The sequence below is a fragment of the Pseudanabaena sp. FACHB-2040 genome, assembly GCF_014696715.1.
GTDB lineage: Bacteria > Cyanobacteriota > Cyanobacteriia > Phormidesmidales > Phormidesmidaceae > JACVSF01.
The window spans coordinates 99,280-114,546 of record NZ_JACJQO010000015.1; the positions used below are offsets into that span (position 1 = coordinate 99,280).

The following is a 15,267-nucleotide window of genomic DNA, read 5'->3' on the forward strand; positions in this document are numbered from 1 at the left end:
TTACGAGTCCTGCTTAGGACCTTACAGAGGCAGTTTGGAGAACCAACCTGTGCCTTAAATATTGTTGTATCATAGATTTTATTCTTGTTTAAGATTTTTTACTATTGAAAAAAATCTATACTAAAGACTTGAATCTGTTTATTGCATTGAAAGGCTGCTTGAGAAGTTCTTTCCGGTACGCTGGCTGAAGGAGCTGTCTTGGCCTCTCTTTCTAAGGGAGAACCCTCCTACCCCTTAGAAGGAAGTTCAGCTAGGCTGCGGCCCTTCTCAAACAGCCTCGAAAAAGTTTTGCCCCTGGCTGAACCAGCGGCATTGGTCCCCCAGTTCATGTGTGTATTGCTCTCTTTCAACAGGTGTCCCCGTGCTAGAAGCCTGCGTATTTGGAACCGTACTACTTGGATTTTTCGGCATCATTCTGAAAAAGAACCTGATGATGAAAATCATCTCGATGGATGTCATGAGCACGGGGGTGATTGCCTGTTACGTGCTCGTAGCATCTAGAAATGGCCTGTTTACCCCGATTCTTTCAGATGCCCATGAAGGTGCTTACGCCGATCCGGTGCCTCAGGCCGTTATCTTGACCGCGATTGTGATTGGCTTTTCAATTCAGGCGCTGATGCTGGTCGGCGTCATGAAGTTGGCCAGCGATAATCCAACCCTGGAAAGCAGTGAGATCGAGGAGAGCAGCACGCCATGAGTACCCTAACGATTACCTGGGTCGCTCTCCCCTTTTTTGTGGGGTTTGTGATCTACCTGATTCCTAGACTGGATCGCTATCTGGCTCTGGGTATGGCCTTAGCCTCAGTAGCCTACGCGCTGCGGTGCTTTGCCTCACCGTCACCGCTGACCCTGCAGTTGCTGGATAACTTCGGCGTCACCTTAGTGGTCGATCCGTTGGGCAGCTTCTTTATCTTGACCAACGGGTTGGTCACAGCAGCAGCGCTGCTCTACTGCTGGCACAGCGGCAAGTCACCTTTTTTCTACGCTCAGATGATCATTCTGCACGGCAGTGTGAATGCCGCATTCGTCTGTGCAGATTTCATTAGCCTCTATGTGGCGCTGGAAGTTCTCAGCATTGCCGCGTTTCTTCTAATTGCCTATCCCCGCACCAATCGAGCCATTTGGGTTGCCCTGCGCTATCTCTTTGTCAGCAACACCGCCATGCTGTTTTACCTGATTGGCGCGGTGCTGGTCTATCAAGCCAATCATTCATTTAGCTTTAGCGGTTTGCGCGGAGCACCTCCGGAGGCACTGGCTCTCATCTTTTTAGGGCTTTTAGTCAAAGGGGGGGTGTTTGTTTCGGGATTATGGCTGCCGTTGACTCACTCTGAATCGGAGACACCGGTATCGGCAATGCTGTCGGGTGCTGTGGTCAAAGCGGGGGTGCTGCCGATGGTGCGCTGCGCCGTGGTGCTGGAGGAGATAGATCCCATCGTCCGGTTCTTTGGCGTTGGCACCGCGCTGCTAGGCGTGTCCTATGCCGTCTTCGAAAAAGACACCAAGCGCATGTTGGCGTTTCACACGGTTTCGCAGTTGGGCTTTATTCTGGCAGCCCCCGAAGTGGGTGGCTTTTACGCGCTGACTCACGGCTTAGTTAAATCGGCACTGTTTCTGATTGCTGGGGTTCTCCCTAGCCGCAACCTTAAGGAGTTGCAGCACCAGCCAATCAACACTGCAGTCTGGGTTGCCTTGGTCATAGCCAGCTTCTCGATTTCGGGTTTTCCTCTGTTATCTGGCTTTGGGGCAAAGGTGCTGACTATGAAAAATTTGGCACCTTGGCAACCGATCGCAATGAACATCGCAGCCTTGGGAACGGCAATCTCTTTTGCCAAATTCATATTCCTGCCCCAATCTTGGGAGACAAAAGCAAATGTGAAACCCGGCTTTTGGCCAGCAGTGGGTTTGTTAATTATTGGCCTCTTTGTCGCCAATGTTGTGTATTACGAAGCGTACACCGTTGCCAATATTGTAAAACCCCTTGCAATCATCGGCCTTGGCTGGTTAGCCTACTTCCTGTTTTTTCGCCAGTCAACCCTCAAATTGCCGCGACTTTTTGAGCAATTTGATCATCTTATCGGCGTTATGAGTCTGATGTTAATTCTGCTGTTTTGGATGGGATTTTCATGGTTGAGTATTTAAATCTGATACTGCGGCTAGCTATCTGGTTTCTGCTCACGGCCAACCTGAGCGTAGTCAACATCTTGATCGGCGTTAGCATCGCTTTCCTGTTGCCCCACAGACATCAGGCTTTGGGCACTCTAAAGGAGTGGCTGCGGGTACTGGGCCACATCGTGATGGCAATTCCGCTAGCCTATTATGAGGCCTTTGAAATGATTCTTCGGCCTCATCAACAGGAAGATGTCACCCTAGAGCGAGTGAGATCCCGACGAACCTCTGGGCTGATCTTTCTCGATATCTTTTTGATTACCTTCACGCCCAAAACAATTGTTTTGAAATACCACGAAGCAGGTTGGTACGAAGTACACCGAGTAAGCCAGAGGAGGCAGCGATGAACCTGATTTTGATTACCCTGCTGCTAGCCCTGCTAATCCCTATCTATGAGGCCTGGCAAGACGATGACATTTGGCAAAAAATGCTGGCCTTCGCCAGTATCGCCACTAAGACATCCATCCTAGTTCTGTTCATATCGGTTCTAAGGGATGACTGGATGATTGGGGTGGTCGGCGTCATCATCTTGAGCGTAGGCAATGCCGGATTAATGTTGCTAGCCCATGTCCTCAGACGCATGAATTATATCGGGAACGAGTAAACCATGATTAACCTGCTTAGCTATACCTGTATTGGCGTTGGCCTGTTCTTTTGGTTTTGGGGCACTTGGCCTCTAGTCGGCCATCGCTCAGTCTTATTCAAGCTGCACAGCCTTTCGGTGGCAGACACTCTGGGCTCAATCGCCATTATCGTGGGGCTGCTGCTGAAGATACCTCGGGAGTGGCCTCTGCTCGTCCTCGCTATCCTCTCTCTGGCGATCTGGAACACGATGTTGGGCTATGTGCTGGCCTACTGCTCTAGCGGCGGAGGTAGCCATGACTGAGAACTATGTTTACGTCATTGTGGCGCTGCTGCCGCTGACCGCATCTATGTTGGTTTTTCAGGTTAATCCGTACCATGCGTTGGTGATTCGCGGCATTTTGGGGGCAGTGTCGGCCCTGGTCTACGCTATGTTGGGGGCTGCGGATGTGGCCTTGACCGAGGCTTTGGTAGGCACTCTACTCTCAGTTACGCTTTACGCGGTGGCTGTGCGCTCATCGCTGGTGATGCGTCTGGGCGTGCTCCAAGACAAATCAGCTGAGGCAAAGGCCGATCTTCGCTTTAAAGAATTGACAGACGATCTGCGAGTCATTTTAAGTAAGCGCCATCTGCGGCTTGAACTCGTTCCCTACCCAGACCCGCAGGCTTTGCACCAGGCGCTGATCACGAAAGAGGTTCATGCTAGCTGTATGCAGCGACCAGAGCACGATCAGCACAGCCCTGCGGCGGGAGCGGCTACAAAACAGCCTTATCAGATCATCCTGCGGGTCAAGCGTCTCTACAACATTCTGCAAAGCGAACTTTTGTCACCAGCAACCAGCCTGACCTATGCCGCTGCAGAAGCGAGTACGACCGATTTAGGAACTCAAGATTTAGGGAGGGTGCCCTCATGAAGTGGCTCTATGTGGCAGCCGGAGTCGTGCTCTTCATCAAAATGCTCGTCATGCCCAATCCGGCACCTGATCTGCCATTCTCGATTGTTGAGGTTGTCGTTCAAGATAGCGGGGTATCTAACGCGGTTTCGGGCATTATCTTTCGCAATCGCCTCTACGACACCATTTTTGAGGTGGTGGTGTTTACCATCGCCATTATGGGGGCTCACTTTCTGCTGGCTAACGAAAAGCCCTCTAGTGTGGTTTATCAAGTCACCGATGAGCCTTCTACTATCTTGGCGCGGGTGGGCGCGACCATCGCTGCCCTGGTGGCGATTGAGCTGGCGATTCGAGGCCACTTGACGCCAGGCGGGGGGTTTGCGGCAGGCGTTGCGGGGGGAACGGCTATCGGCCTGGTTGCTCTGACTTCACCCCCAGAGCAGCTGCAGGTGATCTACAAGCGCTGGCAAATCGCGACTTGGGAGAAGATTGCCGTCCTCGTTTTCATTATCTTGGCTGTGCTTACACTGATTGGCGTAGAGCTACCGCCCGGAGAGCTGGGTTCACTGTTCAGTGGTGGGGTGATTCCTTTGCTCAATATCCTTGTCGCCGTAAAGGTTGCCCTGGGGTCGTGGGCGGTCATATTGGTGTTTATTCGGTATCGAGGATTGTTGTGAGCAGGGGGACTCAACTGAGTGACAGCATAATTTGATGGGCACGCTTTGCTTTCCCCTCCTACAAAACTGGGCGCAGGAGCCTGCGCCCTTACCAGAGATTGTGTGTAACTAGACCCTAGGGAATTGGGATTATCCAGGCCCTAGGGTCTTGGTATTAGAGGTTTGTCTTAGGCTTGCGGTCTGGTTGATGGGTAGCGCTGGAGGTAGCGCACATCGCCGGGGTCAGGCCGCACTAGTAGACCCCCTTCCAGGATGTCAACAACATGGCTCCACTCAAACTGCTCGGCGTAGCCTAGGTGGTGCAGGCTGGCAATAGCACCCCGCGTATCTGCCTATTCCCTAAGACAGAGTCTCCTCGCCTAAAAAAAGCTTATGCTGTTCTGATTGTGCAGAACTAGTACGGACGTCTTCAGCAGGTAGGCTAGCCTTTTTGGTGAGAGCAAGTTGAGGAAAAATTGTCACATCAGCTTTTTTCTCACTAGGAGCAAAACCTTGTGAGCCCAGAGCAACGTAACGCTTCTGCTAGACCAAACTCTCCCACATCCTCTCCATTGGATCGCCCTGCCGTAGCCAGCAATGGGCCTGAACCGATATCACCACCTCAGGGTCAGCAATCGCTGATTCTCAAGCGGGACTTCTTTGGTCAGGGCAGTGAGATGGCAAGCCTGATTAGTGCCTTTGACTGGTCAGCTACGCCACTCGGCCCGATTGAAGCTTGGCCGCAGAGCCTGAAATCGCTGGTCAAAACGCTGTTGGCCTCACGCTACCCGATGGTGCTGATTTGGGGCGCGAACCTAACTCAGTTTTACAACGACGCCTACTCTCAGCTAATCGGCGACAAGCATCCGGCAGCGCTCGGGATTGATATCCGGGTGACGCTGGCTGAGGCTTGGCATACGCTAAGCCCGATGATTGAAAAGGTGATGCAGACAGGTGTAGCTAACTGGACTCCGGCGCTGCTCCTGGTGCTTGAGCGCTCTGGCTATCGTGAGGAGTCGTACTTTAGCGTTTCCCATTCTCCGGCAGAGGATGACGACGGGCAGATTGTCGGTATGTTTGGGGTGTGTAGCGAGGTCACTCAGCAGATTTTAGGGGAGCGGCGGCTACGGCTGCTGCGCGATTTGTCTTCTAAGGCGGGTGAGATTCGCAGCGTTGCGGCGACCTGCCAGGATGTGGTGGGTGCGATCGCAGCCCATCCCCTCGATGTTCCCTTTGCGCTGCTCTACCTGTGTGAACCTGGCGGCAAAACCTTAAGCCTACAAGGCAGCACAGGAATTGAAGCCAGCGCCAGTGTCTGCCCTCCCGCCGTTGACTGGGCGACGGCAGCGGATCAGATCTGGCCCTTGGCTGCCGCTATGCAGGGCGAGACGGTTTTGGTCGAAGCCGTTGATGGCCGAGTGACGGTGCCGGGCGGCCCCTGGCAAGAGCCGGTTCAGAGCGCCCTAGCCATGCCGCTGATGGTGTCGGATCAGAATATGCCGCAGGGCGTCTTAGTGGCAGGCATTAGCCCTAATAGGGCTTTGGATGAAGGATATCGCTCGTTTTATGAGCTTTTGGCCGGTCAAGTATCCGCTGCACTGCGAAACGCCTCGGCCTATGAGGAGGAGCGCCAGCGGGCCGAGGCTCTAGCCAAGCTAGACCGAGCTAAGACAACCTTCTTCAGCAACGTATCCCACGAGTTTCGCACCCCCCTCACCCTGATGCTAGGGCCTCTAGAGGCGACGTTGAACAGTTTAGAGGAGCGTCTGCAGCCAGACGAACGCGAGCAGCTATTAATGGTGCAGCGAAACGGCCTACGGCTGCTCAAACTGGTCAACAACCTGCTAGATTTCTCGCGAATTGAAGCCGATCGCGTTCAGGCAGATTTTCAGCCGACCGATTTATCCCAGCTGACCGCTGAGCTGGCAAGTATTTTTCGATCAGCCATTGAGACGGCTGGCCTGCATCTGGTAATTGACTGCACTCCCCTGCCAGAGCCGGTGTATGTAGACCAGAGCATGTGGGAGAAGATCGTCCTCAACCTTCTTTCCAATGCGTTTAAGTTCACTTTCGAGGGCGAGATTCAGGTCAGTCTGAGAGTGGGTGAGTGGGAGAGTGAGTGGGTGGATGGGTGGGAGAGTGGCAGAGTGAATGAGTGGGAGAGGAGCAACACAAACAATCACCCATCCACCCATCTACCTCGCCACCCCGCTGCTGTATTAGAGATCCGCGATACCGGCATCGGCATTGCAGCGGAGGAGTTGCCCTATCTATTTGATCGTTTTCATCAGGTTGAAGGAGCGCGGGGGCGCACCCATGAGGGGTCGGGCATTGGTCTATCCCTTGTGCAAGAACTCGTCAAGCTACATGGGGGCCGAGTTGAGGTCGCTAGTGAGGTGAGACAGGGCACAACCTTTACAGTGGTGCTGCCTATGGGACTGGCTCACCTACCTGCCGATGCAGTGCGGGCCACTGGCAGCCCCTCTGTGAGTTCTCAGTCTGTTAACGCAGCGCCCTACGTGGAAGAGGCGCTGCGATGGTTGCCCGAGGCAGACAGTGCCGGAACCAGTAAGGCTGCACCCTCTCCTTTTCGCATTCTGTTGGCTGACGATAATGCCGACATGCGCGACTATGTGAAGCGGCTGTTGGGCCAGCACTATCGGGTAGAAACGGTTGCTAACGGCAGAGATGCCCTAGCCACTGCGCGAACCGAACCCCCAGACTTAATCCTGAGTGATGTGATGATGCCAGAGCTAGACGGCCTGGCGTTGCTACATGAGCTCAGAAGCGATGCTCGCACGCGGGAAATTCCAGTTATTCTGCTGTCTGCTCGGGCGGGTGAAGAATCTAGAATTGAGGGACTGCAAACCGGCGCAGATGACTATCTGATCAAGCCCTTCTCTGCGCGCGAGCTGCTGGCTCGGGTAGAGGCCAACTTAGAGGCGGCGCAGCTGCGGCGAGCTCCTATGGACCAGCGAGAGCAGCTGCTACAGGCCGATCGCAAACGTTTAGAAGAGACTTTGGCAGAACGAGAAGCAGAACTACGGCTAATCACCAATGCCGTCCCGGTGCTGATTTCCTATGTTGATGCAGACCAGCGCTACCGCTTTAATAACCGGGGCTATGAAGAGTGGTTTGGCTACCCAGCCGACGAACTGTACGGCAAGCACCTGCGGGAGGTCTTGGGTGAGGCTGCCTACAGCGCTACTCGGCCCTATATAGAACAAGCTTTGTCGGGTCAACAGGTAACTTTTGAACATCAAGTCACGCTCAAGAACAGGGGAGTTCGCTATATCAGTGCCACCTATGTTCCTCGTTACGGTAAGGAGGGGCGCATTGAAGGCTTTGTGGCGCTGATTACAGATATTAGCGATCGCAAGCAGCACGAGCAGGAACGGGAACAGCTCCTAGCCCGCGAGCGCACTGCCCGAGCCGAGGCCGAAGCCGCTAACCGGCTTAAAGACGAATTTTTGGCTATTGTCTCCCATGAGCTTCGCACCCCGCTCAACTCAATTTTGGGTTGGTCTCATTTGCTGCTAAACCGCAAGCTAGATGAGGCCTCTACTGTAAAAGGCTTAAAGACCATTTGGCGCAATGGCAATCTGCAAAACAAGCTCATCGACGATATTCTCGATGTTGCTCGTATCGTTCAAGGCAAGCTGCAGCTAGAGCTGCAGCCGGTAGGCTTGGTCACGCTCATCGATGCTGCGATTGAAGAAATTCGCCCAACCGCAGAAGCAAAAGACCTTTACATTGAATCATTCCTTGATCCATCAGTTGGGCAGGTGCTAGGCGATATTACCCGGCTACAGCAAATTGTCTGGAATTTGCTGTCTAATGCAGTTAAGTTTACGCCCAATGGGGGACATGTCTCGGTTTACCTCCGACAAATTGAGGCCCAGGCTCAGATCACTGTCACAGATACAGGTCAGGGGATTTCGGCGGACCTTCTGCCCTACATCTTTGAGCGCTTCCGGCAAGGAGACAGCAGTAGAACTAGGGCGCAAACGGGGCTAGGGCTAGGACTTGCGATCGTCAAGAGCCTGGTCGAGATGCACCAGGGTGAAGTTCAGGTAATGAGCGCTGGGGAGGGTAAAGGAGCTACTTTCACGGTGCTGCTGCCGACCCAACAGGCGCGGCAGGTCTTCTCAGCCACTAGCTCTACCAACGAGAACGCTCTCCCCAATCTCACCGATTGGCGAATTCTCGTCATTGACGATGATGAAAATACGCGAGAGCTGACAGCTTTCATCCTAGAGCAGCTTCAGGCCCAGGTTACGGCAGCCGTATCTGCCAGCACAGGCTTTGCTGAAATCCTCAATCAGCGACCCGATGTCATTATTTGTGATATCGGTATGCCTGACGAAGACGGTCATGCACTCATCCGTCGAGTTAGGGCTTGGGAAGCTGAGCAGGGGCTGACGCCGATTCCAGCGCTAGCCTTAACGGCTTTTACCCGCGACGAGGATAAGCAAGCGGCCTTGACGGCAGGCTTTCAGCAGTATTTAGCCAAACCTGTTGATCCAGATCAGCTAGTTGCAACCGTCGCCAGTCTGCTCAAGCCATAATTAACACGATGGGTATTTGGCTCTCAAGCTATTCTTTTGGACCTGCTAGATAGGGTAGGAAAACTACCTCTTGAGATTCGGGTCTTCCACCCCACGGGCGATAGTTACTTTGTTAAACTAGTAACTAGTGGATGGGAGTTGAGCCTGAGTAATCACTCAGCTAACATCCACCAGGAAGCTCCCTCAAAAGTTCCATTATTTTCTCCACACTTCGTTCTCAATTTGTTAGCACTGGAAATGTAAAAGCTGAAAGAATCAGCTACTGTGCAGTTTTTAAGCATAAAAAAGCCTCCGTCCTTAAGAACATTAAGACGGGGGCTTTTTGCTGAGGTTTATCCTTTCCTGCAGATTAGTGTCTGGATCATCTGGATCAATCCGAGTGGGCACGCCATCAAGGCTATCTAGGCTCTAGGTGGTCAACCAGGTCATGGCTTCACGGGAAAGGTCAGCCGGAACTATATGGCCTCCCTCGAACTCTCGATAGCGCGTGTCATAGCCTGCTTGCTGTAGTTGAGGGACAATTTTGCGGCTACACCTATCAATCGGCAGCACAGGGTCTCCTGTACCGTGGGAGATGAAGATGCGAGGCTCGCCTTGCTGGGTGGCAGGAACCATAAAGCCAGGGGAAAAAGCGATCACATGGGTAAACAAATCGCCGTTGGTAATGCCGACAGAGAGCGCGTAGGAAGCGCCATCGGAGAAACCTGCGATCGCAACTCGGCCTGCATCAACCGCATAGCGCCTAAACGTTTGTTCCAACGCCCGATCAATAGCGGCAATATCAGGCCCATAGCTGCGAATAATTACGTCCCAAGTGCGACCGCGAGACTCCACGGCTAGCAACAGCAGTCCGTAGTCATCGGCCAATCCTGCCAAAATTCTCAAGGCTCTCTCAGCATCACCGCCCGCCCCGTGCAGCATCAACACCAGCGGAGCCGGACTACCAGGCTGATAGTTTTTAGGCACATAGATCAGCCCATCCCGTTCGCTCTCTAGCCCTAGGGAATGTAGCCCGCTAGCTAAGCCTGCTTCAGTAGGCGGGCTCGGGCGAGAGAAGAGCTGCCCTGTTTGATTGCGTGTGCTTTTCACGGGGTGTGTACTTCCTGAAACGAGATCGGTCATACAGGCTGCTAGCGCAGCACAAACGCTCAATGCTCCCCCTTTGAGGAGCCACCGTCGCCTTATTTTTAAGTGACTATGCATCACTCCTCCTGGAAAGCCAGAAGATGGGGTCTAAGGAGTAAAAACAGTCTAGAAAATGCGAATACCTGCTGCCTCTTTCTATGAGTTTTTTGAGAGTGCGAAATCCTCTATCCAGTGGAGTATTTGCATTGTTAGAGGCTGCTTGTTTGGTATTTTTTGCAACACTTTTAGTCATATTTTTGTTGCCTTTTATCATCTTCCTTAAGGCAACAAAAATATTTCGGCTCAATGTACAGTATTGCTGTCCCAAAAGAATGTCTTACTTCGTGCATTCAGGCGGACACTACGCTATCTAGCTTCTTGTTACAATCTAATCCTTTAAGTAAAGCTAGCTCTGTTCCTGCGATAGAGAGCTAGGCAAACAGTAGCCGCTATTCTAGGTTTTTCACGTAGGTGAAGGGGCAGGTCTGTAGAACGAGCGTCGGTAGAGCGAACACCCAACGAATATCTGAAGGACGGACATCCCTTGAACTTAGACTATGATCTTGTTGTGATTGGAGCAGGTTCTGGCGGGCTAGCAGCAGCAGTACGAGCGGCTGGCTACGGGGCCCGCGTTGCGATCGCAGAACGCGCCAAGCCGGGCGGAGCCTGTGTTAACTATGGATGTATCCCAGAGAAGTTTTTAGATTACGCGGCTGGGTTTAATCGGCTGGAGCAAGTTGCGTTTAGCTACGGCTGGCAGGAGTGCCCCCGAAATTTTGACTGGCTAAAGTTTAACAAAGCAAAAGAGCAGCACATCCACCACCTTAATGAGGTGCACTTAGGGCATATTCAAGAGGCAGGTGTTGAATTTCTGCAGGGTCATGCCAGCTTTTTAGATGCTCATACGGTCATGGTAGAAGGCTACCCGGTAACAGCAGAAAAAATTCTCATTTCAGCGGGTGCAAAGCCCACAAAACCCAACATTCCGGGAGCAGAGCACGCGATTACCTGGCATGAACTTTACCAACTCTCAAGCCAGCCTCGATCTATTGCGGTTATAGGCGCTGATCCGATTGGGGTGAAAATTGCTGGCAGCTTAAATGCGCTGGGAACTCAGGTGACTCACATCGTTTCCGAAGAACGAATTCTGTCGACTTTTGATGCGGAGATAAGTCAGGAGATTCAAAATCGACTAATCCACCGAGGTGTGCAGTTCTTCAACAAAACCCACGTTGCCGCCATCAAAGAAGAACGCGATGGCTTTTCCCTCACCTTTGCCGGACAAGCAGAATCTTTAATAGTTGAAACAGTGCTAATGGATGCGCCGCGCACGCCTAATCTAGAAAATTTAAACCTAGATAAGGCCAATATTCAACTGTCCCCATCTGGTGCTATCAGCATTAACGAATTTAGCCAAACCTCGCAGGAGAGCGTTTTTGCCGTCGGAGACTGCACAGAGCGCATTCCCCTAACTCCAAGTGCGATCGCACAAGGAAGAGCCTTTGCAGACACGGAGTTTGGGGGGCAAAAACGCAGCGTTAGTTTAGTCTGGGTTCCCATTTCTATTTCCTCCCATCCAGAAGCCGCCACAGTTGGCGCTTCTGAGGCAGAAGCTCACGCCAAGTTTGGAGAGGCCGCCGTTTGCTATCGCACCCGGTTTCGCCCGTTGCTCTACTCCTTTTCCCAGATTGAAGAAAAGACGTTTATTAAAGCCATCGTCAATCGCCAGGATCAAGATCGCCTGCTGGGCGTTCACATGGTGGGAGATGGGGCAGTCGATATTATTCAAAGTCTTGCAGTTGCACTCAAGCTGGGAGCAACAAAGCAGGACTTAAATGCCGCCATTGGCATTCATCCCTCAAGTGCAGAAGAGCTCTTTTCCATAGAGGCTTTTTAAAGGAGGTTTGGAAAAGCTTTTTCAAAAGATCCGTATACTGAAATTGCGTAAAGCAAAGTGGACGCTGTGTAGCTCTCTGTATCGAGTTATTAATGATACCTGTGTCCACTGAGCCTGCCTTGCCGTTTCCCCATGACCGGGTTCTGTACGAGCGCATCAGTCGTCTGATTGCTACAGCCGTGATTCAGATGCAGCAGACGGCACCCGAGTATCTTCAGGCGAAGTTTAGAGCGGTTGACCTGGCAGAGAAACAGGGACGGCTGGTTGCCAAGCTAACGGGTCTGCTAAGCCCCCACACCGACTTTGAGAGTTTGAAACGGCTTCTAGAAGGAGCCTTGCAGCAGCTTCTGATACCGCAATTTTTTGAAACCGTAATTTATCAAAACCTGCTCCGACAAATCGACGCTCTGATGGCGGCTCCGGGAGGACGCACCGCTGCATTCCCTCAGCCTGACTTTGCTCTGCAGACTCCACGGGCTGAGCGAGGAGATGCGATCGCAGTTCTCCTCCTAGATGCAGAAAATATTACGCTGCCTGAACCGGCAGAGAGCTGGATTGCCGAGCGCTGCCAATACCAGATCCAAACCAAAATTGCCTTTGGCAACTGGCGCAAGCTCGGCAACCAAGACCAGAACCTCCACCAGCGGGGTTACCAGATGATCCACGTGCCCCAAGGCAAAAATGGGGCTGACCTAAAGATGACCGCTCTAGGTGCGTCCATGCTCGTTCTCGATCCTAAGGTCAAAGAAGTGATCGTTTGCTCCTCCGATCAAGACCTCAACCATTTAAGGCAAATGTTGGCTGCTCAGGGCCTCAAGGTTTACCAGGTGCGCCGCCAAAATAATACGCTGACCTTGGTAAACGGCAATCCTCATGCTCCACAGGTCTTTTCGCTTACGCCGCCAATTGAAGCTCCTAGCTTATCAGTAGGGCTGCAATTTCTCAGGGCACATCTTGCCAATAGTCCAGAGTTTTCTAGCCCTTTTAATCAACTGGGTTGCGCCTTTTACCAGCACTTCAAAGTTTCGCTGCGTCAGTTCATCAGCCATCACGGCTATACCCAGACGCCCAAGGCTTTTCTCGAGAGCCAGCCTGATTTCGTACTTTTAGCCAGTGAAGCTGACCGATCGCTTTGTATCCCCCTAAAAGCTCAGCTCGTTGCCGCCCAGCCTCAAGCTACTCCATCTAAAGAGGCCAAAGACTTCACTCCTAGAACGCTAGAGATCGTCAGCAGAGGTATTTTGAAGCGGCTAATTCAGGAGCAGTCAACCGACAAAATTCGTCTTGAGGTGATTGCTGTCCAATTTCAAAAACAGCATGGGCAATCCATCAAAAGCATCTTGAAACAACACCAGTTGGCCACAAGTCTGCCCAAATTCTTCCAGTCCTTGAAAGGCATCACCGTAGAGCAGGATGGAAAGTACTGGCTGGTGTCTTTGCAGTAATGAGTTCAACTGCTGTGCTAGTGAGTCTTTTCGTCTCTTTGTTTAGTCAGCTCCAATGCTCTAGCCATTCCAGCGATCGCGGCTGAAATCCGAGTAGCCCCTTGGATTTAGCATTAAAGACAACAAATTGCCCCAGAAATTTCAATCCTGCAGCAAATGGCTGACCAGGAGCTTGAGAAAGAAGAACGGCAAAAACCATTCCAGTCCGGGCGTGGGGGTAAAGAGATAGCGATCGCCCAACAGCGCCAATCCATAAAGCCCTAAAGCGACCGGGCGCTGAAGATAGAGGGGCGATCGCAAAATCAAGATCGCCGCCCCCAACAGATAGCCAGACGTACTCAGCCCAAAAACCCAATCCCCTCCTCGAAACAGCACCGCCACCAGCCACACATGGATGACATGAAGGGACACAAAGGCCAAATGTTGTTGCCATCCCTGCCCAGGACGGTGATACCACCGCTTAGCAGCAGACGTGGCGTTGGTGAGAACACCTCCCACCAAATCGAGCGCTAACAGCGCGATGAGTCCTATCTGCACCGGAGTCCATTGAATGGGGAGGGTCAGCGCATAGGCCGGAGCCACAATCATCGCTATTAGAGGCGGCACAAATTGCAGCAGCAGTTCGGCTTTTGTCGCGCCCGGTCCAATGAAGCGATCTAGGAGACCGCCCAATCCGTTGCGGGGCGAGATATCCCTCCAGTCCGAACCCATACGGCTACCTCACAACAGTTGTTATGTACAAAAATAACAACTGTTGTGATAATGTGTCAACGGGGTTGCCCCTGTTTTAGTTCTCTTGATAGTCAGCCTTAAAGGTCATGTGCCAACGCCATCGCTGATGGTGTGAGCCTAGACTTCCTGATTCAAGCCAAACTCCTCAGCCCAGACCAACAGCAGCAGGTTTTTCGGCGTTACATTGACGGGTTGCTGTCTACGCATAGCCGTTGTCCATGAAAAGTTTGTAGCCACTTCAGCAAGTAATGTGCCAATGCAAAGCAATCTGACATTTAGCAGCATGGTTGCATTGTTCAGCGCCCTGATTGTTCTGGCAGCTATTCCCAGTGTAAGTGTATTGGCTGTCTCTACTCGGGCAGCGACATCGGGCTTTATTCATGGTGTTTTCACGGCTATGGGAATCGTGCTCGGCGACATCATTTTCATCCTTATAGCTATTTGGGGCTTATCGTTTCTAGCTGAGACAATGGGTAGCCTGTTTGCTCTCATAAAATACCTGGGTGGAGCTTATCTAATTGGTTTAGGGATAGCGTTGTGCAGGTCAAAATCAAGCTCTGTTGAGTCGGAGGAAGCTGTAGACTCTTCTTTGCTGTCTAGCTTTTTGACTGGACTGGCAATTACAATGGGCGATCAAAAGGCGACCCTATTCTATCTTGGGTTTTTCCCGGCGTTTCTTGATATTTCTGAAGTATCTTATTTTGATACTGCCATTATTATTGCAATTGCAGCAGTAGCCGTAGGGGGTGTAAAACTGGGCTATGCATTCATGGCAGATAGAGCCAGATTACTGATTAGTTCTAGAATCAGGAAAGGCATGAATCTTGTTGCTGGCTGTGTGATGATTGCTGTTGGGGTATTGTTAATAACAAAAGCTTAATTTTGTGGTTCTAGCCCACTAGTTTTCTGTACTAGAACTACGACGTTGGTTTACAGAAAGGTTGAAGGCTTACAGACAGGCCCGGTGCGATCGCATCTTCAGCAATTCCAAAGCGACTAGTCTGCATGGAACGGGGATTTCTACCAGACGGGGCTGTAAGCCACACCGGACTAGCCCAGCAGACAGCAATCAACCTATAGACCTAGCAAGTCTTTACAAAAGTTCAACAAACAATACATAGGCTCTGCTCAAAATCTATCTTAGAGCATAATTTTTGAGCGGCTTTTTCTCCTACAAGAGAGTGGGGTTTAGTAGATGTAGGT

13 protein-coding genes are annotated in these 15,267 nt (G+C 51.8%); 11 read left to right on the forward strand and 2 right to left on the reverse strand.

The window, feature by feature from the left end; translation table 11 throughout:
* The first annotated feature begins 361 nt into the window (after nucleotides 1-361).
* The 8 genes from H6G13_RS17825 to H6G13_RS17860 all read left to right on the forward strand — a co-directional run bounded on the left by H6G13_RS17825 (nucleotide 362) and on the right by H6G13_RS17860 (nucleotide 8,865).
* Complete coding sequence (locus H6G13_RS17825; RefSeq protein WP_190485221.1) at nucleotides 362-697, forward strand: NADH-quinone oxidoreductase subunit K; 336 nt, start codon at nucleotides 362-364, stop codon at nucleotides 695-697.
* Nucleotides 694-2,139, forward strand: a complete 1,446-nt coding sequence (locus tag H6G13_RS17830; RefSeq protein ID WP_190485223.1) for a cation:proton antiporter — start codon at nucleotides 694-696, stop codon at nucleotides 2,137-2,139. The genes H6G13_RS17825 and H6G13_RS17830 overlap by 4 nt, the downstream gene beginning before the upstream one ends.
* A complete protein-coding gene (locus H6G13_RS17835) occupies nucleotides 2,124-2,513 on the forward strand; it encodes a Na+/H+ antiporter subunit E (protein ID WP_190485225.1) in 390 nt (129 codons plus the stop codon). Before H6G13_RS17830 ends, H6G13_RS17835 begins: the two co-directional genes overlap by 16 nt.
* Nucleotides 2,510-2,770: a hypothetical protein gene (locus tag H6G13_RS17840; RefSeq protein ID WP_190485227.1), complete on the forward strand. Its 261-nt coding sequence runs from the start codon at nucleotides 2,510-2,512 to the stop codon at nucleotides 2,768-2,770. The genes H6G13_RS17835 and H6G13_RS17840 overlap by 4 nt, the downstream gene beginning before the upstream one ends.
* A 3-nt stretch (nucleotides 2,771-2,773) precedes the next feature.
* Nucleotides 2,774-3,052: a monovalent cation/H(+) antiporter subunit G gene (locus H6G13_RS17845; RefSeq protein ID WP_190485229.1), complete on the forward strand. Its 279-nt coding sequence runs from the start codon at nucleotides 2,774-2,776 to the stop codon at nucleotides 3,050-3,052.
* Nucleotides 3,045-3,662, forward strand: coding sequence for a DUF4040 domain-containing protein (locus tag H6G13_RS17850; RefSeq protein ID WP_190485231.1), 618 nt, complete (start codon nucleotides 3,045-3,047; stop codon nucleotides 3,660-3,662). The genes H6G13_RS17845 and H6G13_RS17850 overlap by 8 nt, the downstream gene beginning before the upstream one ends.
* Nucleotides 3,659-4,318, forward strand: a complete 660-nt coding sequence (locus tag H6G13_RS17855; RefSeq protein ID WP_190485251.1) for a Na(+)/H(+) antiporter subunit B — start codon at nucleotides 3,659-3,661, stop codon at nucleotides 4,316-4,318. Before H6G13_RS17850 ends, H6G13_RS17855 begins: the two co-directional genes overlap by 4 nt.
* A 551-nt stretch (nucleotides 4,319-4,869) precedes the next feature.
* Nucleotides 4,870-8,865: an ATP-binding protein gene (locus tag H6G13_RS17860; protein ID WP_206756531.1), complete on the forward strand. Its 3,996-nt coding sequence runs from the start codon at nucleotides 4,870-4,872 to the stop codon at nucleotides 8,863-8,865.
* 408 nt (nucleotides 8,866-9,273) lie between these two features.
* Here H6G13_RS17860 and H6G13_RS17865 read toward each other — a convergent pair whose 3' ends face one another.
* Entirely contained in the window at nucleotides 9,274-9,954 is a 681-nt protein-coding gene (locus tag H6G13_RS17865) for an alpha/beta hydrolase-fold protein (RefSeq protein WP_199305984.1), read from the reverse strand.
* A 580-nt stretch (nucleotides 9,955-10,534) separates the two neighbouring features.
* Here H6G13_RS17865 and H6G13_RS17870 point away from each other — a divergent pair.
* Together H6G13_RS17870 and H6G13_RS17875 are read left to right on the forward strand one after the other, a co-directional pair.
* On the forward strand, nucleotides 10,535-11,887 hold the full coding sequence (locus H6G13_RS17870) for an FAD-dependent oxidoreductase (protein WP_190485255.1): 1,353 nt from the start codon (nucleotides 10,535-10,537) through the stop codon (nucleotides 11,885-11,887).
* Between the two features lie 101 nt (nucleotides 11,888-11,988).
* The gene (locus H6G13_RS17875; protein ID WP_190485257.1) at nucleotides 11,989-13,332 is read left to right on the forward strand and encodes an NYN domain-containing protein; all 1,344 of its coding nucleotides are present in this window, start codon (nucleotides 11,989-11,991) and stop codon (nucleotides 13,330-13,332) included.
* A 141-nt stretch (nucleotides 13,333-13,473) separates the two neighbouring features.
* On the opposite strand, the gene H6G13_RS17880 is transcribed toward H6G13_RS17875, so the two are convergent.
* Nucleotides 13,474-14,043: a hypothetical protein gene (locus tag H6G13_RS17880; protein WP_190485259.1), complete on the reverse strand. Its 570-nt coding sequence runs from the start codon at nucleotides 14,041-14,043 to the stop codon at nucleotides 13,474-13,476.
* 277 nt (nucleotides 14,044-14,320) lie between these two features.
* On the opposite strand from H6G13_RS17880, the gene H6G13_RS17885 reads away from it, so the two are divergent.
* Entirely contained in the window at nucleotides 14,321-14,944 is a 624-nt protein-coding gene (locus tag H6G13_RS17885; RefSeq protein ID WP_190485261.1) for a LysE family translocator, read from the forward strand.
* The last annotated feature ends 323 nt before the right edge of the window (nucleotides 14,945-15,267 follow it).

Bases quoted from the DNA above. Each gene is read 5' to 3' on its own strand.
- H6G13_RS17830 (WP_190485223.1), top strand. From the start codon at position 694: ATGAGTACCCTAACGATTACCTGGGTCGCTCTCCCCTTTTTTGTGGGG.
- H6G13_RS17835 (WP_190485225.1), top strand. From the start codon at position 2,124: ATGGTTGAGTATTTAAATCTGATACTGCGGCTAGCTATCTGGTTTCTG.
- H6G13_RS17840 (WP_190485227.1), top strand. From the start codon at position 2,510: ATGAACCTGATTTTGATTACCCTGCTGCTAGCCCTGCTAATCCCTATC.
- H6G13_RS17845 (WP_190485229.1), top strand. From the start codon at position 2,774: ATGATTAACCTGCTTAGCTATACCTGTATTGGCGTTGGCCTGTTCTTT.
- H6G13_RS17850 (WP_190485231.1), top strand. From the start codon at position 3,045: ATGACTGAGAACTATGTTTACGTCATTGTGGCGCTGCTGCCGCTGACC.
- H6G13_RS17855 (WP_190485251.1), top strand. From the start codon at position 3,659: ATGAAGTGGCTCTATGTGGCAGCCGGAGTCGTGCTCTTCATCAAAATG.
- H6G13_RS17880 (WP_190485259.1), bottom strand. From the start codon at position 14,043: ATGGGTTCGGACTGGAGGGATATCTCGCCCCGCAACGGATTGGGCGGT.
- H6G13_RS17885 (WP_190485261.1), top strand. From the start codon at position 14,321: ATGCAAAGCAATCTGACATTTAGCAGCATGGTTGCATTGTTCAGCGCC.